The sequence below is a fragment of the Rahnella sp. AA genome (assembly GCF_002834385.1).
In the GTDB taxonomy this organism is placed as follows: Bacteria; Pseudomonadota; Gammaproteobacteria; order Enterobacterales; family Enterobacteriaceae; genus Rahnella.
Map to the genome: position 1 here is coordinate 179,031 of NZ_PITQ01000005.1, position 21,783 is coordinate 200,813.

17 protein-coding genes are annotated in these 21,783 nt (G+C 53.1%); 10 read left to right on the top strand and 7 right to left on the bottom strand.

Annotated elements, in window-relative coordinates; translation table 11 throughout:
* The first annotated feature begins 48 nt into the window (after positions 1-48).
* Positions 49-411, top strand: coding sequence for a hypothetical protein (locus CWS43_RS14080; RefSeq protein WP_157825397.1), 363 nt, complete (start codon positions 49-51; stop codon positions 409-411).
* A 60-nt stretch (positions 412-471) separates the two neighbouring features.
* On the opposite strand, the gene rsmJ is transcribed toward CWS43_RS14080, so the two are convergent.
* On the bottom strand, positions 472-1,218 hold the full coding sequence (gene rsmJ, locus CWS43_RS14085) for a 16S rRNA (guanine(1516)-N(2))-methyltransferase RsmJ (RefSeq protein WP_101077570.1): 747 nt from the start codon (positions 1,216-1,218) through the stop codon (positions 472-474).
* Positions 1,219-1,227: 9 nt separating this feature from the next.
* Entirely contained in the window at positions 1,228-3,288 is a 2,061-nt protein-coding gene (gene prlC, locus CWS43_RS14090; RefSeq protein ID WP_101077572.1) for an oligopeptidase A, read from the bottom strand.
* Between the two features lie 335 nt (positions 3,289-3,623).
* Between prlC and CWS43_RS14095 the strand changes: the two genes are divergently transcribed.
* The 8 genes from CWS43_RS14095 (at position 3,624) to CWS43_RS14130 (ending at position 16,344) form a co-directional block, all read left to right on the top strand.
* The gene (locus tag CWS43_RS14095; protein WP_101077574.1) at positions 3,624-4,955 is read left to right on the top strand and encodes a 6-phospho-beta-glucosidase; all 1,332 of its coding nucleotides are present in this window, start codon (positions 3,624-3,626) and stop codon (positions 4,953-4,955) included.
* Positions 4,952-6,205 carry a PTS sugar transporter subunit IIC gene (locus CWS43_RS14100; protein WP_101077576.1) on the top strand — a complete coding sequence of 418 codons (1,254 nt, stop codon included), beginning with the start codon at positions 4,952-4,954 and terminating at the stop codon, positions 6,203-6,205. The genes CWS43_RS14095 and CWS43_RS14100 overlap by 4 nt, the downstream gene beginning before the upstream one ends.
* 24 nt (positions 6,206-6,229) lie before the next feature.
* Positions 6,230-7,267: an oxidoreductase gene (locus CWS43_RS14105; protein WP_101077578.1), complete on the top strand. Its 1,038-nt coding sequence runs from the start codon at positions 6,230-6,232 to the stop codon at positions 7,265-7,267.
* Positions 7,268-7,374: 107 nt separating this feature from the next.
* Positions 7,375-8,103: a GntR family transcriptional regulator gene (locus CWS43_RS14110; RefSeq protein WP_101077580.1), complete on the top strand. Its 729-nt coding sequence runs from the start codon at positions 7,375-7,377 to the stop codon at positions 8,101-8,103.
* Positions 8,104-8,181: 78 nt separating this feature from the next.
* Positions 8,182-9,024 carry a 23S rRNA (adenine(2030)-N(6))-methyltransferase RlmJ gene (locus CWS43_RS14115; protein ID WP_013573521.1) on the top strand — a complete coding sequence of 281 codons (843 nt, stop codon included), beginning with the start codon at positions 8,182-8,184 and terminating at the stop codon, positions 9,022-9,024.
* A 176-nt stretch (positions 9,025-9,200) separates the two neighbouring features.
* Positions 9,201-10,553 carry a glutathione-disulfide reductase gene (gorA, locus tag CWS43_RS14120; protein ID WP_101077582.1) on the top strand — a complete coding sequence of 451 codons (1,353 nt, stop codon included), beginning with the start codon at positions 9,201-9,203 and terminating at the stop codon, positions 10,551-10,553.
* 809 nt (positions 10,554-11,362) lie between these two features.
* Positions 11,363-15,214 (top strand): autotransporter-associated beta strand repeat-containing protein, encoded by a 3,852-nt coding sequence (locus CWS43_RS14125; protein ID WP_198555840.1) that lies wholly within the window; start codon positions 11,363-11,365, stop codon positions 15,212-15,214.
* A complete protein-coding gene (locus tag CWS43_RS14130) occupies positions 15,202-16,344 on the top strand; it encodes an autotransporter outer membrane beta-barrel domain-containing protein (RefSeq protein WP_101077586.1) in 1,143 nt (380 codons plus the stop codon). The genes CWS43_RS14125 and CWS43_RS14130 overlap by 13 nt, the downstream gene beginning before the upstream one ends.
* A 66-nt stretch (positions 16,345-16,410) precedes the next feature.
* Here the strand turns inward: CWS43_RS14130 and cho are convergent, their stop codons facing one another.
* Both cho and CWS43_RS14140 read right to left on the bottom strand, forming a co-directional pair.
* Positions 16,411-17,262, bottom strand: coding sequence for an excinuclease Cho (cho, locus tag CWS43_RS14135; RefSeq protein ID WP_101077588.1), 852 nt, complete (start codon positions 17,260-17,262; stop codon positions 16,411-16,413).
* Positions 17,263-17,386: 124 nt separating this feature from the next.
* Complete coding sequence (locus CWS43_RS14140; RefSeq protein ID WP_101077590.1) at positions 17,387-17,695, bottom strand: antibiotic biosynthesis monooxygenase; 309 nt, start codon at positions 17,693-17,695, stop codon at positions 17,387-17,389.
* Between the two features lie 139 nt (positions 17,696-17,834).
* Here CWS43_RS14140 and CWS43_RS14145 point away from each other — a divergent pair, with 139 nt between their 5' ends.
* On the top strand, positions 17,835-18,743 hold the full coding sequence (locus CWS43_RS14145; protein ID WP_101077592.1) for a LysR family transcriptional regulator: 909 nt from the start codon (positions 17,835-17,837) through the stop codon (positions 18,741-18,743).
* 57 nt (positions 18,744-18,800) lie between these two features.
* On the opposite strand, the gene CWS43_RS14150 is transcribed toward CWS43_RS14145, so the two are convergent.
* The 3 genes from CWS43_RS14150 to CWS43_RS14160 form a co-directional block, all read right to left on the bottom strand.
* Complete coding sequence (locus tag CWS43_RS14150; RefSeq protein ID WP_101077594.1) at positions 18,801-20,384, bottom strand: MFS transporter; 1,584 nt, start codon at positions 20,382-20,384, stop codon at positions 18,801-18,803.
* Positions 20,381-20,800 (bottom strand): DoxX family protein, encoded by a 420-nt coding sequence (locus CWS43_RS14155; RefSeq protein WP_101077596.1) that lies wholly within the window; start codon positions 20,798-20,800, stop codon positions 20,381-20,383. The genes CWS43_RS14150 and CWS43_RS14155 overlap by 4 nt, the downstream gene beginning before the upstream one ends.
* 181 nt (positions 20,801-20,981) lie before the next feature.
* Entirely contained in the window at positions 20,982-21,623 is a 642-nt protein-coding gene (locus CWS43_RS14160; protein WP_101077598.1) for a hydrolase, read from the bottom strand.
* Between the last annotated feature and the right edge of the window lie 160 nt (positions 21,624-21,783).

The following is a 21,783-nucleotide window of genomic DNA, read 5'->3' on the forward strand; positions in this document are numbered from 1 at the left end:
TGCAGTGTGAAAATGGGTAAACAATTTTTGAATTCAGAGGACAACACTATGACAACCCGCCAGGATGCTGAAAACAATGCCGGGATGTGGGACAACCGCGAACTGGGCGCCTCAGAAGAACATGCTGAGGCGGTCAGCGCTTCTCAGGCCGCTGAGTTCGACGACATGATGGAACTTCAGGCCATCTCGATAAGGTTGCATAAATCGCTATTGAGTAACCTGAAAACCATCGCGGCCCATCATCAGATTGGCTATCAGCCGATGGTTCGGGATTTGCTGACACGTTTTGCGGAAGCCGAAATGAAGAAGATCCTGATCGACCAGCTAAAAAAAATTGATGAAGCCCAACGTGACCGGGAAAAAACCGTACCCGTCACTGAGTTTATTGAAGATTTACGTAATCAGGCCTAAACAAAAAACCGGAATTCACGAAGGTGTATTCCGGTTTTTCACGTTTAAAACAGCCGGTTTTTACAGCGGCGTATAAATATCAAACCGGTGGCTTTTGGTGACGACCGCAGCCTGCGCGGCGATATCCGCCATCGGGGGCGCATAGTCAGGACGTTTCACCACAATGCGTTTGGTCGCTAACCGGCGCGCCGGTTCCAGCAGGCCGTCGGCATCTTCGTCCGGGCCAACCAGCCCCTGAAACACGCGCATCTCTTTCTTCACCAGCGCACTTTTCTGTTTGTGCGGATACATCGGGTCGAGATACACCACTTCCGGTTTTGGCGAAAGCTCAGAGAGCGCCGTCAGGCTTGAAACGTGCAGCAGCGTCATGCGTTCACGCAGCCACGGGCCGATTTCTGCATCGCGATAGCCACGCGCCAGCCCGTCGTCGAGCAACGCCGCCACCACCGGATTACGTTCCAGCATTCGCACTTTGCAACCCAGGGACGCCAGCACAAACGCATCGCGCCCCAGACCGGCGGTGGCATCGACGACATCAGGCAGATAACTGCCTTTGATACCGACCGCTTTTGCTACCGCTTCACCGCGCCCGCCGCCGAATTTACGACGATGCGCCATCGTGCCGCCGACGAAATCGACAAAAATGGCGCCGAGTTTTGGCTCGTCGCGTTTGCGTAATTCCAGACGCTCAGGCGTCAGCACCAGCGCCATGACGGCGTCCGGGTCAGACGTCAGATTCCAGCGCTGCGCCAGAACAGATAAGGCGCCTTCATCGGCGCCTTCTTCACAGAGTAAACACACACTCACAGGCAGAAATTATCCTTTGATACCGTAATGGCGCAGCATAGCATCCAGCTGCGGCTCACGCCCGCGGAAGCGTTTGAACAACTCCATCGGCTCTTCGGAACCGCCGCGCGACAGAATATTGTCGAGGAACGACTGCCCGGTTTCGCGGTTGAAAATCCCCTCTTCTTCGAAGCGGGAATAGGCATCGGCAGACAACACTTCCGCCCACAGATAGCTGTAGTAACCGGCCGCATAACCGCCTGCGAAAATATGGCTGAACGCGTGCGGGAAACGGCCCCAGCCTGGTGATGGCACAACCGCAACCTGCTTCTTGATTTCCGCCAGCGTTTGCAGAATTTGCGCGCCTTTCGCCGGGTCATATTCCGCGTGCATGCGGAAATCAAACAGGCCGAACTCGAGCTGACGCAAAATAAACAGCGCCGCCTGATAGTTCTTCGCGGCCAGCATTTTATCCAGCATCTCTTTCGGCAGCGGTTCGCCGGTTTCGAAATGCCCGGAGATGAACGCCAGCGCGTCCGGCTCCCAGCACCAGTTTTCCATAAACTGACTTGGCAGCTCGACGGCATCCCACGGCACACCGGCAATACCGGCAACGCCCGGGGTGTCGATGCGGGTCAGCATATGATGCAAACCGTGGCCGAATTCGTGGAACAGCGTGGTGACTTCGTTATGCGTGAACAGCGCCGGTTTATTGCCGACCGGGCCGTTAAAGTTACAGGTCAGATACGCGACCGGCTTTTGCAGTTCGCCGTCGGCTTTACGCATGCTGCCGACATAATCGTTCATCCAGGCTCCGCCACGTTTGTGTTCACGGGCGTACAGGTCGAGATAGAAACTGCCGCGCAGATCGCCGGATTCATCGAACAAATCGAAGAAGCGCACGTCTTTGTGCCAGGTTTCCACGTCTTTACGTTCTTTGGCGGTGATGCCGTAAATGCGTTTCACCACTTCGAACAGCCCTTCCAGCGCGCGCTGTTCAGGGAAATACGGACGCAGTTGCTCGTCATTGATGGAGAACAGATGCTGTTTCTGTTTTTCGCCGTAGAACGGCAAATCCCAGGCTTCCATTTCGTCCACGCCAAAATGCTCTTTGGCGAAAGCACGAAGCTGCGCCAGCTCACGTTCGCCTTGCGGGCGCGCGCGCGTTGCCAGGCCGCTCAGGAAATCAATCACCTGTTTCGGGCTTTCGGCCATTTTGGTGGCCAGCGACATATCAGCGTAAGAATCAAAGCCCAGCAGTTGCGCCAGTTCGTGGCGCAGCGACAGAATTTCCGCCATCACTTCGCTGTTATCCCACTTGCCGGCATTCGGGCCCTGATCGGACGCGCGGGTGCCGAACGCGCGGTAAATCTCTTCGCGCAGCGCACGGTTTTCACCGTAGGTAATCACCGGCAGATAGCTCGGGATGTCGAGCGTCAGCAGCCAGCCTTCCTGCTCTTTCGATTCGGCCAGCGCTTTCGCCGCCGCCAGTGCGCTTTCCGGCAGGCCTTTCAGTTCGGCCTCGTCGGTAATCAGCTTGCTCCAGCCCATCGTGGCGTCGAGCACGTTGTTGCTGTACGTCGAGCCCAGCTCGGACAGACGTGCGGAGATTTCGCCGTAACGTTTTTGTTTTTCGACCGGCAAACCAATGCCGGATAACTCGAAATCACGCAGCGCGTTATCAATCGCCTTTTTCTGCGCAACGGACAACGTAGTGAAATGTTCGCCGTCTTTTAAATCGCGGTAAGCCTGATACAAACCGGCGTGCTGCCCGGTCCAGGTGCTCAATTCAGATAAAATTGGCAGACATTGCTCGTACGCTTCACGCAGTGCCGGGCTGTTTTTGACCGCATTCAGATGCCCGACGGGCGACCAGATACGGCTCAGACGATCGTCACTTTCCGCCAGCGGCTGGCACAGATTTTCCCAGGTATAAGGCGCGCCCTGAGCGACCACGCGTTCAATCGTCTGGCGGCTTTCTTCGATCGCAGATTGCATCGCAGGGACGATATGTTCAGGTTGGATCGCAGAGAAAGGCGGCAGGGAGAACGGTTTTAAGAGCGGATTCGACGCATTTTGCTGTTCAGTCATAGGGCCAGTCCTTCGTTATAGCGTTTGAGGCTGATGCGCCTGTGGCGCACCACGCCATGAATTCGGGTCGTCTTAAAGATGACGTAACTTCTAACATGCGGTCAAGTTACGGGGAAATCAATGGATCCGGCGAATTTGTCCCGCCAGCAGAAGTTATTCACCGTATCAATCACTCGCACCTGAAACATCACCCCCATTTTAGACCCGCCTCGCATTTCTCAGCATAAGTTCTGCCTGCCGGATAAACCTTATTTACAGCAAGGTTAATCGTGTTATTTTCCAGCTGGCATACGCCAGTCAAGAAAATCCAAAACACATCAGGGAATGAAACAAAAATGAAAAAACTCAAGATTGTCACGCTGGGCGGCGGATCGGGTTACACGCCGGAACTGATTGAAGGTTTCATCCGCCGCTACGATGAATTACCGGTCACCGATTACTGGCTGGTGGATATCGACGCGGGCGCGGAGAAGCTGAAAATTGTCGGGGAACTGGCAAAACGCATGGTGAAAAAGTCGGGATTACCGATGACGGTTCACCTGACCACTAACCGCAACGAAGCGTTGTTTGATGCAGATTTCGTCACCACGCAGTTACGCGTCGGCCAGCAGGAGGCGCGCATTCATGATGAAGCCATTCCGCTGAAATACGGCGTTCTCGGGCAGGAGACCACCGGCGCAGGCGGCTTTATGAAAGCGCAGCGCACCATTCCCGTCCTGCTGGATTTATGCCGCGATATGGAAAGACTGTGCCCGGAGGCGTGGCTGATCAACTTCACCAATCCCGCCGGCATTGTCACTGAAGCCATCGAAAAATATTCCCCAATAAAAACGCTGGGGATCTGCAGCGGCGCGAACAACATGATGATGGACATTGCGGGCGTCTATGGCGTTGAGCGTCGGGAGGTTTACGCCAGAGTGATGGGGCTGAACCACCTGATTTTTGCCGATCAGATTACGGTAAAAGGCCAGGACGTCACCGCTGAATTTATTGAGAAACTGGCGAAACGCTCGGGCGGCGGCTCGCAAAAAAACATCCCCGATATCGGTTTACCCCCCGATTTCATCCGTGCGCTGGGCATGTTCCCGCTCTCTTATCTGAAATACTTTTACCTCAGCCGGGAGATGGTCGAGCACAGCCTTCTGGACAGCAAAAAATATGGCACGCGCGGCGAGCAAACCCGCGAAATTGAACATCAGTTGTTTGAGATTTATAAAAACCCTCAGCTTGAGTCTAAACCGAAAGAGCTCGAAAGCCGCGGCGGCGCATATTACTCGGAAACAGCCTGCTCCATCATCAGCTCAATTTATAACGATAAGAAAGAAATCCACGTGGTGAATACCCCGAACCGGGGCGCAACGCGTGACCTGGACGATGAAAGCGTAGTTGAAACCAACGCCATGATTGACCGTCAGGGCGCGCATCCGCTGGCGTATGGCCGCCTGCCGGTGAAAATTCGCGGGCTGATCCAGAGCGTCAAAGCGTTTGAAGAACTCACCGTTGAAGCCGCCGTCACCGGCGATTATTCCACGGCGTTAATGGCGCTGTCGGTGCATCCGCTGATTCCATCGGTGGATATTGCCGGGAAAATTCTCGATGAATATCTGGCGGTAAACCGGCCCTTCCTGCCTCAGTACAAATTTGGCAAGGCGGGGAAAATATCATGATGAAGTTTTTAGAATCCCGCGTGGTGCCCTGTCTGGTGAAAGTCGGGGAAAACGTAATTCTGGTCGCCGTCAGAAACGGCATCACGCTCACGTTACCGTTTATTATTGCCGGCAGCGTGTTTTTAATTATCGCCAACCTGCCTGTTCCCGGCTGGACGGAATATCTCGGCACCTTTGGCACGGCGCTGAATGTGCCGGTTATCGTCACTTTCGGCATTATTGGTTTAATTTCCGCAATTGGCATCAGCTACAACCTGGCGAAACATTACAAACTCGACGGGCTGACGTGCAGCGGTATTACTGTCGCCGTCTTTCTGATGGCGCAGCTCGATGATAATTATCTGCTGAACGTCGATAATCTCGGCGCCTCGGGGTTATTTTCCGCCATTATTTTGTCGGTGCTGACCGTGTATATCATCCGCTTTTTCATTGATCATAAAATCTATATCCGGCTGCCGGAAAGTGTCCCGCCAGCGGTGTTGCAATCGTTCGTCAGCGTGATCCCGGCGTTTGTCTGCCTGGCACTGGTCTGGTTCGTCAGGGTGATTTTGCACTTTGATATCAACGCGTTCTTCACGATGATCCTCAGCCCGCTGGTGATTGGCCTGGGGACATTGCCCGGCATGTTAATTCTGGTGTTTCTGATTTCACTGCTGTGGTGCTGCGGAATACACGGCACCAACGTGTTATCCGGCATAACCGCACCGATCTTCCTGAAATTCATCGTCGAAAATACGCAGGCTTATCTGAGCCATCAGCCGATCCCGCATATCTTTGCCGAGGGGTTTTATAACTTCTTCATTTGCACCGGCGGCTCCGGCGCGACGATGGGTTTGGTGCTGGCGATGATGGTATCCAAAAGCCGTTATTACAAATCGCTGGGCAGAATGGCATTCGCCCCTTCCCTGTTTTGTATTAATGAACCGGTGATATTCGGCGTGCCGATGGTTTTCAATCCGCTGATGATGTTGCCGTTAATTGTCACGCCGATGCTGCTGTGTACGATGTCTTATTTCCTGATGGAATTTAATATCATCGGCCGTCCGGTATTGCAGATCCCCTGGACCATGCCGCCGTTCCTCAATGCATATTTCGCCACCGGCGGGAATATTCCTGCGGCAATCTGGTCAGGCGTCATGATTATTATTTCGACAATCATTTACTATCCCTTCTTCCGTTTGCTGGAAAAGAAACAACTGGTGGCCGAAATAGCCGAAATACCGGCAAACGCACCACAGGTCAGTGCATAAATTTCTCAGAGGGAGTTCATTATCATGATGATAAACAGTGCATTTATAGGATTCGGCAAAAGCGCAACGCGTTATCACCTGCCCTACGTTTTTCAGCGCCGCGACACGTTTCGCGTCAAAACGATTTTCGATGTGGTCCGTCGTCCGGCACTGGAGGCCGGAAGTGAATATCAGGGCGTTCATTTCACCGGCAATCTGAACGACATTCTGCTCGATGAAAGCATCACGCTGGTCACGCTCTGTACGCCGCCGGAAACACATTATGAATACGCCCGGAAATGCCTGGAGCACGGGAAAAACGTCATCGTCGAAAAACCGTTTACCCGCACGCTGGATGAGGCAGAGGCGCTATTTACTCTGGCAACTGAAAAAGGATTAACGGTGACGCCTTTCCAGAATCGCCGTTTTGACAGCTGTTTTCTGGCCGCTAAAAAAGTGATTAACAGCGGCGTGCTCGGGAAACTGGTGGAATTCGAAAGTCATTTCGACTATTTCCGCCCCGATGCACCCGACGCGCCCGGTGATTTCACCCACGGCGCGTTTTACGGGCTGGGCGTTCATCTTATCGATCAGGTTGTCAGCCTGTTCGGACGACCGGAATTCGTGCACTACGATATCCGCTCCGTCAGGAATAAAAATAATCCTGACGATACGTTTGAATTACAGCTTTATTACGGCGATATCAAAGCGATTGTGAAATGCAGTCATCTGGTCATGCAGCCTTACCCGAAATTCATCGTTCACGGAGAAAACGGATCATTCATTAAAATGTCTGTCGACCCGCAGGAAACATCCCTTAAAGCCGGGGAAATGCCGGGCAGCCAAAATTTCGGTAAAGACCCCGAACGGGGCGTGCTGAAATATCAGAATGTACAGGGCGAAATGATCACCGAGAAAGTGGATGCCGGAACCGGCGATTATGGCCGGGTTTATGACGCCGTTTATGACACACTGATCCATAAAAAACCGGCTTATGTGCCGCATCAGGATGTGATGACCACCATGGAAATATTGCATCGCGCCTTTGAACAACCGTCACCGGCGCAGATTAAACTTCGCTAATCACCTCCGCGCGCCGCTCGCTTTTCACGGCGGTGCGCCCGGATGACACCTCAGTATGTTCTGTTTATACTGCCCGAAAATAAACCGCAGCAAGAAGGCGTTACGCCATGGCCGCCCGCTACATTGATATTAAAAACAGCCTGAAACAGGCAATCCTCAATAAAGAATATCGTGTCGGGGACAAAATTCCTTCTGAGAGGGAATTAGCACTGCACTACGACGTCACGCGCGTCACCCTGCAAAAAGCGATGCATATGCTGGAGCAGGAGGGCTTTATCGAGCGCATCCACGGTAAAGGCATGTACGTCACCAAAGTGATTGAAGATAACGTTTATCTGCTTAATAACGGCACCAGCGATTCCATTCTGGGTTTTTCGCGTGAATTTAAAAATCAGGTCAAAGTCTCCAGCAAATTGATTACATTGAACAAAATCGCTGCGGGAGAATATATATCCGCACAGCTGGATATTCACGCGGATGACGACATTCATTATATCCGCCGCATCCGGCTGGTTGATAATATCCCGGTACTGATCGAAGACTCGTATATTCCCTGCGCTTTCATAGAGACAATTCCTGAAGCTGTTTTACAGGAAGCGTCTTTATATGAATATATTGAAAATAAAGCTGGCAGGAAAATTAAGTTCTATAACTCAGTAATTGAAGCCGCCCTGTTCGACGAAACCCTCTCGGCGTTGCTGAACATTGAAACCGGCAGCCCGATGCTGAAAGTCTCTGGCGTCACCAAACTGGAGGACGGAAAAGCCTTCAACTACTCCATCAGTTTTAACCGTGCGGACATGTTCAAAATTAAAAACAGCTGGGTCGGGAAGTAAGAAGGCGGCGTTTTACGGGCAACTTGGAGGCCGAATGTTTATACTGTCCGCAATACGCCACTCCGGAACAAAAAAGTTATGTTGAGTTACCGCCACAGTTTTCACGCCGGCAACCATGCCGACGTCCTGAAACACACCGTTCAGAGCCTGATCATTGAATCTCTGAAAGAAAAAGAAAAGCCCTTCCTTTATCTCGACACCCACGCGGGTGCCGGGCGCTATCAGCTGAGTGGCGAACACGCCGAACGTACCGGCGAATATCTGGAAGGCATCGCGCGCATCTGGCAACGTGATGATATTCCTGAAGAACTGGCAGCCTATATGTCCGTCGTGAATCACTTCAACCGCAATGAGAACCTGCGCTATTACCCGGGTTCGCCGCTGATTGCCCGTCAGCTGTTACGCGAAGACGACAAACTGCACCTGACCGAGCTGCACCCGAGCGATTTCCCGCTGCTGCGCAGTGAGTTCCAGAAGGATGACCGCACCCGCGTTGCGCGTGCCGACGGTTATCAGCAGCTGAAAGCCCAGTTACCGCCGCCGTCCCGTCGCGGGCTGATCCTGATGGACCCGCCGTACGAAATGAAAACCGACTATCAGGACGTGGTAAAAGGCATTCAGGAAGGCTACAAGCGTTTCGCCACCGGCACCTATGCACTGTGGTATCCGGTGGTGATGCGCCAGCAAATCAAAAAAATGCTGCGTGATCTGGAAGCGACCGGCATCCGCCGTATTCTGCAAATCGAGCTGGGCGTGCGCCCGGACAGCGATCAGCGCGGCATGACGGCTTCCGGCATGATTGTGATTAACCCGCCGTGGAAACTCGAACAGCAGATGAACAACGTGCTGCCGTGGCTGCTGAAAGTGCTGGTTCCTTCCGGTACCGGCCACACTACCGTGAACTGGGTTGTGCCTGAGTAAGTAAAGAATGTCCCTTCGCCAGAGCCTTTTTCTAAGGCTCTGGCTATCAAACCTATCGCAGCCATAGATCCAAACTTTGCGACAAAACACATTCCCGCGCTAAACTCACAAGCAATTTTTAAGATTAACGACGCCGGTAAGGCGTACTTCATTTTCGACAACTCATGGAAAATCCGATGACCAAACATTATGACTATCTGGCAATTGGCGGCGGCAGCGGTGGTATCGCATCAATCAACCGTGCAGCTATGTATGGGAAAAAATGTGCGCTGATCGAAGCTAAAGAGCTGGGCGGTACGTGCGTCAACGTGGGTTGTGTCCCGAAAAAAGTGATGTGGCACGCCGCACAAATCGCCGAAGCTATCCGCAACTACGGCCCGGATTACGGCTTTGACACCACAGTGAACAGTTTCAACTGGAAAACGCTGGTCGCCAACCGTACCGCCTATATCGACCGTATCCACACCTCGTACGACAACGTGCTGGGCAAAAATAACGTTGACGTGATTAAAGGTTTTGCGCGTTTCGTCGACGCACACACTGTTGAAGTGAACGGTGAGAAGATCACTGCAGATCACATCCTGATCGCCACCGGCGGTCGCCCGAGCCATCCGGATATTCCGGGTGCAGAATACGGCATCGATTCCGACGGTTTCTTTGATCTGACCGAAATGCCGAAACGCGTTGCGGTTGTCGGCGCAGGTTACATTGCCGTGGAAATCGCCGGTGTGATGAACGGACTGGGCGCGGAAACTCACCTGTTCGTGCGTAAACATGCGCCGCTGCGCACGTTTGATCCGCTGATTGTTGATACGCTGGTTGAAGTGATGGAAGCCGAAGGCCCTGCGCTGCACAAAGAATCCATTCCGAAAGAAGTGGTGAAAAATGCAGATGGCAGCCTGACGCTGAAACTGGAAAACGGTCAGGAATTTGAAGTCGACAGCCTGGTCTGGGCGATTGGCCGCGAACCGGAAACCGACAACTTCAACCTGAAAGCGACCGGTGTGGAAACCAACGAAAAAGGCTACATCGTTGTCGATAAATTCCAGAACACCAGCGTTCAGGGCATTTACGCGGTGGGCGATAACACCGGCGCTGTTGAACTGACGCCAGTGGCCGTTGCCGCGGGCCGTCGTCTTTCCGAGCGCCTGTTCAACAACAAGCCGGACGAGCATCTGGATTACAGCAACATCGCGACCGTGGTGTTCAGCCATCCGCCAATCGGCACGGTCGGCCTGACCGAACCGCAGGCTATCGAACAGTACGGCGCAGAAAACGTGAAAGTGTATAAATCCGCGTTCACCGCGATGTACACCGCCGTTACGCAGCACCGCCAGCCATGCCGCATGAAACTGGTGTGCGTCGGTAAAGAAGAGAAAATCGTCGGCATCCACGGCATCGGTTACGGCATGGACGAAATGTTGCAGGGCTTCGCGGTCGCACTGAAAATGGGCGCCACCAAAAAAGACTTCGACAACACCGTCGCAATCCACCCGACCGGCGCGGAAGAGTTTGTGACGATGCGTTAATCACGCTGAAAGCTCGTTCAATTTTTTTCTGATAACAGATTAAAAAGAGGTCAGATACTTCGGTATCTGGCTTTTTTTTTGAATATTTCCCTCCCTAAAACAACTGAAGCCCCCATTGCAACGTCGAAGATAACGTCTAATATCACCAGATTAAATATAGAAAAGATATGTATTTATTTTGATGATATTAAAACAGTCAATCTTTATAAGAACAAACATTATCAATACTTAATAAATAATTTAATTGATATGAAAATGCAATTATCTATACCCTAAAAACGCTGAGCAGGAAAAAACATATAAACCTTACCACAGAACAAATTCTTGGGGTGCTTTTGCACTTTAATTGTTTTCACATGTGCGAAGCTTTCTGGGTTTCCTTACCCATTAATATTAAAAGTGAAAATATACAGTAAGCCTGTGGTTATTTTAAGGAGAAAAATTGTATGACAAGACATTTCCAGAAAAAACCAAAACCCCCGGCGATGCGTATGCTTTCCGTAGCAATAATTGCAACATTATCAGGTACGGCGGAAGCAACAACCATTATCAACGCCAGTTCAAGCGTCCAGAACATTAATGGTGATACCAGCTATCTCTTTCTTGAAGGTGGAACTACAAACGGCCTCAATATTAATGGCTCTAATAATTTCACTTTTACAAACCAAGGCAATATTTCACACACGGGTACATCTTCATCTGGGGTGATATTAAACGCACCCGTAAGTAACCTTATTAATGATACATCAGGTAACATTTACGGGGGTTCTTATGGGATAACGGATGCTGATGGTAGTGCAGCTACGGACATGCATATTACCAATCTTGGCGATATTAGCAGTGCAGGCACCCACGGCACCTCTGCAATAGGCACTATCGAATTTGGCGCAGGGGCTTCAGGTGTTGTTGATAATTACAATACGATTAATGGCGGCCGGTCGGGTCAGGTGGGCAGCAATGTCAATGGCATAGTAACGGCGGCAAAAAACCAGATCATCATTAATAACCACAACGGAGCAAGCATAGCGTCTGGCTCGGCAGAAGCCGCAATTAAGATCCTCGGTGGCAGCACGCAGATTGTCATTAACAATGACGGTGAAATTACCGGTTTCTTGCAAGGAATAGTGCAAACTGATGGCGCGATACAAATAAAAAATAGCAACACGGGTCATATTACTTCAGTTTCACAAGCAGCCGTTGAATTGAATAACGATTCCACGCTGGAAAATCACGGAAATATTTCTGGTAACCAGGCAGAGGCTATTCTTTTAGATGGCAAGAATAACCATATTACGCTAGGTACTGGTTCGACATTAAGCGGTGCAAACAACAACGTTATTTTAAGCAAATCCACGGGCAATACCCTGACCCTGACTAGTGATGATGCAAACGCCTCAGTTGAAAACGGCAACATTACCAGCGATACCGCAGAACACGGCCTGAGCCAACTGACGTCAGCGACAAACAGCCATTGGGTGCTCGGTGGTGATGTCCGTCTGGCGGGAACAACAACGGATACGCTCAATGTACAAGGCGATCTTACCCTGACCGGCAGTCTCACACAAAATGGTATCGGCGGTGGAACAACGATTGCCCAAGGTGGCACGTTGGCGCTAAATGATGGCGGCCAGATGAATGGCGCAATCATTGATAATGGCACTCTGATATTTAATAAAAATGAGGACTTTGTCTTCACTGATATTATTTCAGGCAGCGGCTCGCTCATTCAGTCCGGCACTTTAACGTTAACTGCCGATAATACTTATACGGGCCTGACCACCATCAATCATGGCGGCATTTTAACACTCGGCAATGGCACTGACACAGGTAATGTCGCTGGCGATATCACTAACAGTGGCACCCTGAACATTAATCACAATAACAGTGTGGCCCTGAATGGCACACTGAGCGGTGCCGGCAATCTGAACCAGATCGGTACCGGTACCACCACACTGACGGCGCAAAATTCAGTTCAGGGGGCCGTATCGGTCAATGCCGGTACACTGGATTTTGCTCAGGAAGGGAATTTTACCGCCAGTGCGCTTAATGTTGCCTCTGCCGCCACGCTAAAGCTTGAAGACAAAGCGAAGCTCGCGGTCAGCGGTGCAGCCAGACTCGATGGCGAAGTGGATCTCAATATCATCAACGGCGGGCCACTCATCACCGCCGACAGCATCACGCTGGGCGCAGACTCGATACTCAATCTCACCGGTGCCTCAGGCACAATTCCCGAGATGGCCAGTCAGATCGCACAAAACCGGACCACCGTACTGCAAACCAATCAGGGTATCACCGGTGACTTTGCCAGCGTTGAGTTTGGCTACCAGACACATCTGGATTATATCCTGTTCGATGGAACGAAATCTGCCGATGGCAAAAGCTACAGCGTGGGTGAAGAATTAGCATGGACCTCTGCGGCTCCGGAGGCTGGCGGTACTTTCACTCTCGCCAACGCAGGCGATCACTTTAACGTCGACGTGGTGCTGAGTGACGAGAATGCCAATATCACAACGGGCTGGGATGGAAAAAGTCTCACCAAATCCGGTGACGGCACCCTGACACTTTCCGCTGCGAATACCTATTCCGGTGGCACAACCGTCAATGCAGGCAGCGTGATCCTGGCACAAGACAAAGCAGCAGGTACCGGCGCCGTCACCGTCAACAACGCGGGTAATCTCGACCTCACATTCAACGATGGCACCTTTAGCAATAATGTCGCAGGTGCTGGCAAGGTGACCGTCAGTGGCACGGGTATTGAGCTGGCCGGCGATGCGACGGGTTTTACCGGAATGTGGGATGTCACGGGCGGTGCGGGTGCCACACAGCAGTCTCAGCTCGGAGATGCGCAGGTGCTGCTTGATGGTACGCAAAGCCAGCTTACGCTGAACAACTTCAGTGACGCTTTCGCAAGCCAGCTCACCGGCGACGGGATATTGCAGATTAACCAAACCAGCTCAACAACACCGTTTAGCTTCGCCAGCACTACCGGCTCCGGGTTTACCGGTACGGTGAAGGTACAGCAAGGCACCCTGACGCTCGATAGCAACGCAGAACAAACACTGACGAATTCCACCCTTGCCCTGACACCCGCAGGCACGGCAGCAATCGATGCCGATCGCAGCATTCACAGCCTGATAATGGGCGGCGGAACACTGCAAATGGATAACAGCCGCACCGTGGCCCATACCCTGACAACGGAAACTTTCGATGCCAGCGCAGGCGGCAGAATTCAGGCCAATATCCCGGAAGCACTGTCACCACCGGTGATCCCTACCAACCCGTCCTATTTCGATCAGGATGCCATTCGCAACGTGCAGATAGTGAAGGCTACGGGCCAGGTGACCGGCATTGGTAACCATATTGATTTATATAACTTTGATGGCAGCAAGCCCGTCGGCCAGTCAACGGATGTGAGCATCATTGATGGTGGTGTGAATCTGGGGACGGCGACTTACGACCAGGCTCTCGTTGTCACCGAAGATGGCGCATGGGTTGGCTATGACCTGATCAAACTCGATGCGAACGCCGGGCAGACCCTGACGCTTGAAAACCAGCCGGGTATGGACAATATGCTGGTTGCCCAACTGACGGGAGCCGGTAACTTTGATATTCAGGGCAGCGGTACGGTAATACTGAATAATCTTACCAATGATTACACCGGTAATACGCAGGTTTCCGCCGGTAATGTTCAGTTAGGGAGTGACAATGCGCTGGGCCACACCAACGATGTGATCATCGCATCAGGCGCTGGTCTGGATATCAATGGCAAATCACAGAACATCACCACGCTACACAGTGCAGCAGGCAGCAGCCTTAATCTGAACGGAGGTAACCTGACGGTCGCTCAGGGCGGCGAAAGTCTTGGTACCCTGGCAGGCAGCGGCCAGCTGAATCTGAGCGGCGGTGAACTGGCCATTAACGGCGAAAACCAGAACCTCAGCGCCTCCATTCAGATAGCTCAGCCAGCCACCGCCACGATGAAGAATATTCTGGGTTTAGGCGACGGGGCGATTAATGTTGACGGTAATCTGAACCTGTCCGGCGCGAACGGCACAATGAGCAATATGCTTAGCGGTAATGGCACAGTCGCACTGGAAGAGGGGGCGCAGGTAACGCTCAATAACACCGTCCGGACGTTTGCAGGCGACTTCACCGTCGCGACCGGAACACAGCTGACCGCTCAGGAAGCCGGAAGTTTGGGCACGGCAACCGTCACTAACAGCGGCACGCTGGAACTGAATAACAATGCTGACTGGACGCTGACCAACGGGGTAAATGGCAGCGGCGGCGTAAACAAAACCGGCACCGGCACCCTCTTTGCTGACAGCAACATGACGTATACCGGCGACACGCACATCACCGAAGGCGCTTTGCAGGTTAACGGCAATTTCGGCAGCACCGGCACAATGTACGTTGAACAAGCGGGGGCTTTGAAAGGCCACGGCAGCATCGCCGGTTCGGTCATTAACAACGGTATTATCGACCTGACCAGCGCCACGCAAAACAATGCGCTAACCATTAACGGCGACTATAACAGCAACAACGGGCAGCTTTGGGTCAACAGCGAGTTGAATGGCGACGGCTCTGCCCACGATGAACTGTTTGTGAAAGGCAACACGAGCGGCAATACGGCTGTGACCGTTAAGATATGCATGGGTTAGGTGCTCAAACCACAGACGGTATCGAACTGGTCAATGTACAGGGGCAATCCGATGGCACATTTGCTTTACAAGGCCGCGCGGTTGCCGGTGCCTACGAATACAAACTCTATCAGGGCACCGCGACGGACAATAACGGTAACTGGTACCTGCGCTCAACCACCGAAGCACCGACGCCACCGGATCCGACGCCTGGCGCACCCGTTCTGCGGCCGGAAGCAGGCGCCTATCTGGCAAACCAGAGCCTGGCGAACAGCGTATTTATGTCAACGATGCACGATCGTAACGGTGAAAACCGTCAGACGGGTGAAGATTCACCGGCAGCCTGGGCTCACCTGGATACGGGGCGTGTAAACAGTAAAGCCGGCAGCGGCCAGTTATCTATGGGCTCCAACACCACCGTACTCCGACTTGGCAGCGACATTTATCGGCATGACTTTGGCAATCAGCAGATCAAAGCCGGTCTGATGACGGGTTACGCTAATGTCGACACCGACAGCGATGCAAAACACGTCAGCGGCTCAGCGAAGGGGACACTGGAGGGTTACAATTTTGGTGCCTACGGTACGTGGTTTGGCGGCAGAGCAGACGAAAAATCCGGGCCTTATGTCGACAGCTGGATGCAATACGGCACCTTCCACAATACGGTAAAAGGTGATGATTTAGCTGAGGAAAAATACCACGCGCATAACTGGGCCGGGTCTCTGGAAGCGGGCTATCGCATGTCGGTCAGCAGCACGCATGAACTGTATCTGCAACCGCAATTCCAGACGATTTACTCGAACTACAGCCAGGGCGATCATACCGAAGATAACGGCACCCGGATCCACAGCCAGGATTCCGGCGGTATCACAACGCGCCTTGGTACCCGTCTTTCCGGGCAGCTTGATGACGCGGGCAAAACAGAGCCCTTTGTTGAGCTGAACTGGTGGCACGGTGGAAGCAGCAACAGCGTGAAAATGGACACTGAGACCGTCAATCAGTCAATCCCGGTCAACCGGTATGAAGCGAAACTGGGCGCACAGCTCAAGGCGGGAGAAAACTGGACACTGTGGATTAACTCGGGTGTTCAGACCGGTGAAAACGACTATTCCAGCGTGCAGGGCCAGTTGGGCGGAAAATATAGCTGGTAAGGCAAAGAACGTGTAAGCCATAAAATTAGGGCTCCGGACTTCATCTCCGGAGCCTTTTTTATGGCATCAGTCCAGCAAAATCACCTTCGGGCTGTCCGTTTCAAACAGCGGTTTGCAGAGGATTTTATAACTGTCGCGGTCAAAGTGCGGAACGGCGATATCAAACTTTCTGGCGTCTTCCAGGGTTTTTACTGTACCCAGATAAAACCAGTGATTGATGACGTGATACTCCGTCACGCCGTCGGCTTCTTCCACGATGGCGATGCGCCCCGGATACGGCCAGTTGCGGACTTTCAGGGTGCTGAGCGCATTTTTAAGGCGTTCCTGGTGGGCTTCTGGAGATTCTTTTCCGCAGCACACACCGGCACATTTCCCCAAAGAGAACCGGAAACACGCACGGTTTTTTGCCAGTTTCTCCAGCCCCAGCGCGCCGTAACACAGCTTTTCCTGATCGGCGATATCGCGGATTTTTTCCAGCGCGGACATTTTGGTTTTGAACAGACCAAACAGGTCATCGGTGTGGGAAAAATCCACTTCATTGCTGAAAACAACCGTGGCGGTCAGGCCATGAAGGCGGATTGAACACAGCTTGCGGGTGTTGCGCAGACGCTTATTAAACAGCGGACGCCGGTTTTTAATCAGGTCAGATTCCAGCAATAACGCACCGACTTCACCGAGGGTTTCGATGTATTCGATATCCCGCGTCATGTGCAGAAGTTTGGCTTCGTCGGCGTTGCGGAAATGCGACATCACGCGGCTGCGGATATTCACACTTTTGCCGATGTACAGCGGAAAGTTTTTATCGTCACCGTAGAAGATATAAACCCCGGAGCGGGACGGTAAGTTTTCGAGCGTATGACGAAGATGTTCAGGGTACTTATAAAGCTCGGTAAAAAGCTCTTTTTCCGGATTCCACAAAATCGCTGACCTGCTGTTATCGGAGAAGACATCGTTTAAAAAAACAACGGCCGATAATACTGGCTATCCGTACAGCCTTCAACCAACCCGGCTAAAATAAAGTGTAAATTCTGACCGGAGAGAACTACGCCTGCGTGCGCATTTCAATATATTCCCGGCCATTCAGTAAGTTGGCTAATGTGGCTTCGCGGGTTTCGCGCTGGTCAGACTGGATCCAGCCATACAGATTATCGATGTTATCGAAACGTACCAGCACGGTGTAAATCGTTTCACCATGAACCGGGCGTAAAACATTAACACTTTCGTAACCGGCAAAGCGTGCTGAGTCAGACTTCAGCTTTTCCAGCCAGCGTTCGTATTCTTCCAGCTTATCGCGCTGCACGCCGTGGGTTATCACCATCGTGATGTGTTCGGGTTGGTGTGGGTAAGTCACAGGATACTCCTTCTGATTAACCGCTATTCTGGTTAACTGATTGTTGCGTTATATTGATGAACAATACGAAATGCGAACAGTTATTGATAACGGAAATTTTTTGGGTAGTTGTTAAACAATTTTGGGGGTGGGGGAAATAATGCGACTAAGCCTTGAAGCGCTGCTGATCCTGGATGCGCTGGATCGTCACGGCACTTTTGCTGCGGCAGCGGCCAGACTGTTTAAAACTGCGTCTGCGCTGAGTTATACCGTGCAGAAAATGGAAAGTGATCTGGATATTAAACTGCTGGACCGGTCCGGACACCGCGCAACCTTCACGCCAACTGGCCGTCTGATGCTGGAAAAAGGCCGTGTACTGCTTCGCGCGGTCAGTGAGCTGGAACAACAGGCGCAATATGTCGAAAGCGGCTGGGAAAGCAAACTGACGATCAGCGTCGATGCTTCCGTCCCTTTCGCCCTGCTCACCCCGCTTATCGACCGCTTTTACGAACAACATCAGCACACGCAACTGCTGTTCCGCCACGACGTGCTCGCCGGTTGCTGGGAAGCACTGAGCTACGGTGAAGCCGACATTGTCTTCGGCGCAGTGCAGGAACCGGTCACGCGCAGCGGCATTGAATACCGCCCTATCGGCTGGCTGGAATATGTGTTTGCCGTCGCCCCCCATCACCCGCTGGCCTCGCTGCCGGAGCCGTTGTTGCGTGAACAAATCCGCCAGTACCGTGCGGTAGTGGTTCACGATACGTCGCGTCATGGCGCAGGCACGGATTTGCGCGTGCTGGACGAGCAGAAAATGCTGAGCGTTCACGACTTCAACGCCAAAGTTCACGCACAGGTCGCCGGTCTGGGCTGCGGTTATCTGCCGCGTTATCTGGCCGCACCGCATCTGGAAAGCGGCGCCCTGGTTGAACGCCGTCTGGATACCGAAACCCGCCGCGATCAGGCCTTCATGGCCTGGAACGAAAAAGCCACCGGCAACGCCGCCATGTGGTGGCGTGAACATTTACAGAATTTCGACGGCATCTGTTCCGTTTACAGCCGGGAATAATCGTTGCCCGTTTAAGCCGAAAGGCCGCATTGCGCGGCCTTTTTTCTTTCCTGCTTTTTATCTCACGGACAAATAATGCTGAACCACCGGCTTATTTTCACCGCGGTGATAACGCGTTACCTCGCTTTGCAAATCGGCGTCGGCATGCGAAACACGCTGATGCTGGCGTAAATGCTCATGCCAGGATTCCACCAGGAACCATTCGACCAGCCGCGATGGATCGTCGCTGTGCTCGGTAATGCCCCAGGCGTAAGCGCCATCCCGCCGGCGTGCCAGAGATAACTTGCGGATTTCTGCCAGAAACGCCGGGCGATCTTCCTGCGAAATCTGGTATTCAATCTGAATCATCACCGGCCCACGGTCACCCTGCACGTCTCCGTCTACCACCGGATTTTCCCAGTGGCCGGCTGGTTGCAAATCGGCTTCACCGGCCGGTAGTTTCAGGCGCCAGCACAGTAATGCGGCAACAGCCAGCCCGATGCCCGCCAGAATTAACGCGCCGACCAGGCCGGTTTCCCGCGCCACCAGCCCCCAGAACAGGCTGCCCGCCGCCATCGCGCCGTTGAAAACCATCAGGTAAACCGCCAGCCCGCGACCGCGCACCCAGTCCGGTAACACCGCCTGCGCCACGCCGTTCATCGAGGTCAGCGCGATAATCCAGCCCACGCCCAGCACCACCATCAGCACGACCGCCAGCCATTTCGCCGGAGACGTCGCCAGCAGCAACATGACTGCGGCGGATAACAGCGCGGAAAGCAGAACCAGCCCGTCAACGCTCAGTTTCTGCCGCAAACGCGGCAACAACAGCGCTCCGAAAATCGCCCCGACGCCCACGGCACCGAGCAGAATGCCGTAGAAACCGGCGGTTCCGTGCAACATGTTACGGGCAATCAGCGGCAACATCGCCCAAATCGCACTGGCAAACGCAAAGTAAATCGCGGCGCGGAAAAGCACGCGGTGCAGTTCACGGCTGGCTTTCACATAACGCAGCCCCGCACGGAACGCGCCAAGAAAATGTTCTGACAGTTCATTTTTCGCTTTAACCGGACGCTTCCACCACAGTAGTGCGCCAATCACGAACACGTAGCTCATGACATCCGCGCCGTAAGCCGCACCGGCGCCGAGGCTGGCTAACAACAAACCGCCGCCCGCCGGGCCGACGGCGCGGGCGATATTAATGCCCAGCGAATTCAGCGCCACGGCGTTACGCAAATCCGTGCGCGGCACCAGTTCCGGCACAATCGCCTGCCACGCCGGGCCCATCAGCGCGGCACCGATACCACCGATAAACGTCAGCGCCACCAGATATTCGACGGTCAGTAAATTATTGTGCGACAAAATCAGCAAAGTCCCGCTGACGCTCGCCAGCAGTAGCTGCACAAAAATCAGCAGACGGCGGCGGTCGAGAATGTCGGATAAAACCCCCGCCGGAATGGCCAGCAGAAAAATGGGCAACGTGGCGGCGGTTTGCATCAGCGCAACGGCCGCCGGGTTTGATGACAGCCCGGTAACGAGCCAGGAGCTGGCGACATCGCGCATAAAGCTGCCGGTGTTGCCGAGAATGGTCGCCACCCAAATCGTGGCGAACAGCCCTTGTTTCAGCGGTGAAAATGCGCCGGATGCGGCGTTATTCTGGCTCATGTGCGCCCCTTCAGGTCATCCCACGCGACATAAACAAATGCGCCGGCCAGACCGATATGTTCAAAGAAACCGTTCATCAGCATCGCCCGGTCGTGTCCGGATGCCTGCCAGAAGGCGTTTGCCATAAAGTTGGCGACGAAAGTAAACAGCCCCAGCGCCAGCGCGCCCGCCCAGCGAAAACGTCCGGAAAGGATCAGCGCCGATGCGCCCAGTTCCAGAATAATCACAGCTGCAGCCATGGGTGCCGCCGGGGACAATCCAAAGTGCTGCATCTCGGCAATCGCACCGCCGAAATCAAACAACTTGACCAGACCGCCCTGCAAATACGCGGCACAAAGGGCCAGCAGGGCGAACCAGCGGATAAACGCAAAACGAACAACGGGAACCGACAGGCCGGAAACAGGTGCATTACGCATCATTCTCTCCTGCCGGAACCCGCTCGCAGCGCAGTTCCGGCGTTAATAAAAGTTAAATACCTAAATCATTCAGGTTGCAGGAAGGCGGCAAGCGAAGGGATCCCGATGAGCTTACTCAAGTAAGTGATTCGGGTGACTGAACGCAGCCAACGCGCCTGTAGCCTGGAGGATGACGGTATTTTTAAGCTTTACGCTGCGGCGCTTTGTGCACCATGGTGTAGGCGTAATCCACGCCCATGCCGTATGCACCGCTGTGTTCGCGAACCAGATCCATGACGGCGTCGTAGGTTTCTTTGCGGGACCAGTCGCGCTGGTACTCAAGCAGAACCTGCTGCCAGGTCACCGGAATTGCCCCGGCCTGCACCATGCGGTCGATGGAACGTTCATGCGCATCCACGCTGGTGCCGCCGGAAGTATCAGTCACCACATACACTTCATAACCTTCTTTCAGCGCCATCAGGGCCGGGAAAGTCAGACACACTTCGGTCCACAGTGCGGAAATAATCAGTTTCTTACGGCCTGTGGCCTCAACGGCTTTCACAAACGCCGCGTCTTCCCAGGAGTTCATGGAGGTACGTTCAATCGGCTTCACATCCGGATGAACCGCCAGCAGTTCCGGCCAGATATAGCCGCTGAAGCTTTCGGTTTCGACGGAGGTGTAAATCACCGGCACGTTAAAAACTTTGCCTGCTTTAGCGAGAGCGACGGTGTTATTTTTAAGCTGCTGGCGATCGATATTTGCGACGCCGAAAGACATTTGTGGCTGATGGTCGATGAAAATCAGGGTGGAGTTCTGTGGGTCCAGCAGATCGAATTTAGACATTTTCATTTCCTCTCAGAGTGCATTGTTAGGTTGTGTGTTTGTATTTAACGTTGTGTTGCTGTGCTGCTGGAATTAACGATAGGTCAGAAGGGAAAAAGCAGATAGCGGAAAGAATTTGCGAACTTGTTCAGATTTTTTTGACAGGCTCTCGCCTATATAA

Excerpts from the sequence above, each read along its gene's own strand:
- CWS43_RS14115 (WP_013573521.1), top strand. The coding sequence starts at position 8,182 with ATGTTGAGTTACCGCCACAGTTTTCACGCCGGCAACCATGCCGACGTC.
- CWS43_RS14080 (WP_157825397.1), top strand. The coding sequence starts at position 49 with ATGACAACCCGCCAGGATGCTGAAAACAATGCCGGGATGTGGGACAAC.
- CWS43_RS14105 (WP_101077578.1), top strand. The coding sequence starts at position 6,230 with ATGATGATAAACAGTGCATTTATAGGATTCGGCAAAAGCGCAACGCGT.
- CWS43_RS14145 (WP_101077592.1), top strand. The coding sequence starts at position 17,835 with ATGCGACTAAGCCTTGAAGCGCTGCTGATCCTGGATGCGCTGGATCGT.
- CWS43_RS14125 (WP_198555840.1), top strand. The coding sequence starts at position 11,363 with ATGCATATTACCAATCTTGGCGATATTAGCAGTGCAGGCACCCACGGC.
- CWS43_RS14110 (WP_101077580.1), top strand. The coding sequence starts at position 7,375 with ATGGCCGCCCGCTACATTGATATTAAAAACAGCCTGAAACAGGCAATC.
- prlC (WP_101077572.1), bottom strand. The coding sequence starts at position 3,288 with ATGACTGAACAGCAAAATGCGTCGAATCCGCTCTTAAAACCGTTCTCC.
- CWS43_RS14130 (WP_101077586.1), top strand. The coding sequence starts at position 15,202 with ATGCATGGGTTAGGTGCTCAAACCACAGACGGTATCGAACTGGTCAAT.
- CWS43_RS14155 (WP_101077596.1), bottom strand. The coding sequence starts at position 20,800 with ATGCGTAATGCACCTGTTTCCGGCCTGTCGGTTCCCGTTGTTCGTTTT.
- CWS43_RS14150 (WP_101077594.1), bottom strand. The coding sequence starts at position 20,384 with ATGAGCCAGAATAACGCCGCATCCGGCGCATTTTCACCGCTGAAACAA.
- CWS43_RS14160 (WP_101077598.1), bottom strand. The coding sequence starts at position 21,623 with ATGTCTAAATTCGATCTGCTGGACCCACAGAACTCCACCCTGATTTTC.
- CWS43_RS14100 (WP_101077576.1), top strand. The coding sequence starts at position 4,952 with ATGATGAAGTTTTTAGAATCCCGCGTGGTGCCCTGTCTGGTGAAAGTC.
- gorA (WP_101077582.1), top strand. The coding sequence starts at position 9,201 with ATGACCAAACATTATGACTATCTGGCAATTGGCGGCGGCAGCGGTGGT.
- CWS43_RS14095 (WP_101077574.1), top strand. The coding sequence starts at position 3,624 with ATGAAAAAACTCAAGATTGTCACGCTGGGCGGCGGATCGGGTTACACG.